This window comes from Mesorhizobium sp. M7D.F.Ca.US.004.03.1.1 (assembly GCF_003998635.1).
GTDB classification, from domain to species: domain Bacteria; phylum Pseudomonadota; class Alphaproteobacteria; order Rhizobiales; family Rhizobiaceae; genus Mesorhizobium; species Mesorhizobium loti.
Map to the genome: position 1 here is coordinate 1 of NZ_RZQG01001512.1, position 822 is coordinate 822.

At 61.6% G+C, this 822-nt stretch carries 1 protein-coding gene; it reads right to left on the bottom strand.

Features of this window, described 5'->3' with window-relative positions; genetic code table 11:
- The coding region (locus EN935_RS38330) for an NAD(P)-binding protein (protein ID WP_164771839.1) at window positions 1-797 on the bottom strand (797 nt) is incomplete at its 3' end.
- Window positions 798-822 lie beyond the last annotated feature (25 nt).

Sequence of the window (822 nt, forward strand, 5' to 3'; positions counted from 1 at the left end):
GTCACATGTCGGTCGGGCGAGGCCAGAAAGTAAGCTGTGGTCACCCCCTGTTGATGGTTGTCTCCGTCAAGCACGGCAACCCGGCGGCCAAGATGGCCTTTGCCGCAGAGTATTTCGCGGTGATCGAAGATATTCGCTGCGTCATCCCTGGCATGCACGGACCGGCAGGGCGAGGTGCCCGTGGCCAAGACCACGAGATCAGGCTCCAGTTCGGAAATCATCGCCACGGATGCGTCTGCTCCGACCCTGATATCTACGCCATTAATGCGGGCCAAGTGGTGCTTGTGATCAATCAGGTCCAGCCATTCGGCGCGGTCCGGCGCTTTGGCTGCGAGTCTCAGGAGGCCGCCAACTTCATGGTCGCGTTCCAGCAGCACGACGTCATGACCTCCCCTGGCGGCAATCCATGAACATTCGAGCCCAGCCGGACCTGCGCCGACAACAACGATTCTTCGCCTAATCGCGGCTTTTTCGACCACGCCGAGGGCGGCCTCCCTGCCGGTGATCGGGTTGCCGACGCAACTTATCGGCTGGCCGCTGGCCAGATGACCGATGCACGCTTGTTCGCACCCGACGCACGGATTCGTCTCAGCTGCGCGACCCGTTCGGTACTTGTTGGGGAGATGAGGGTCTGCGATCAGCGCCCTACACATGCCAGCGAAATCTGCTGCACCCGAGCGAAGGAGCCGCTCTGCTGTATCGGCATTGTTGATCCGCGTCCCATGGATCGTTGGTACCGACACATGCTCGCGGATCGATTTGGCGACGTCGGCATAAGGAGCATGCCCGAGCCCCATCGGCGGGTGGTGTAGCATCCTGCTG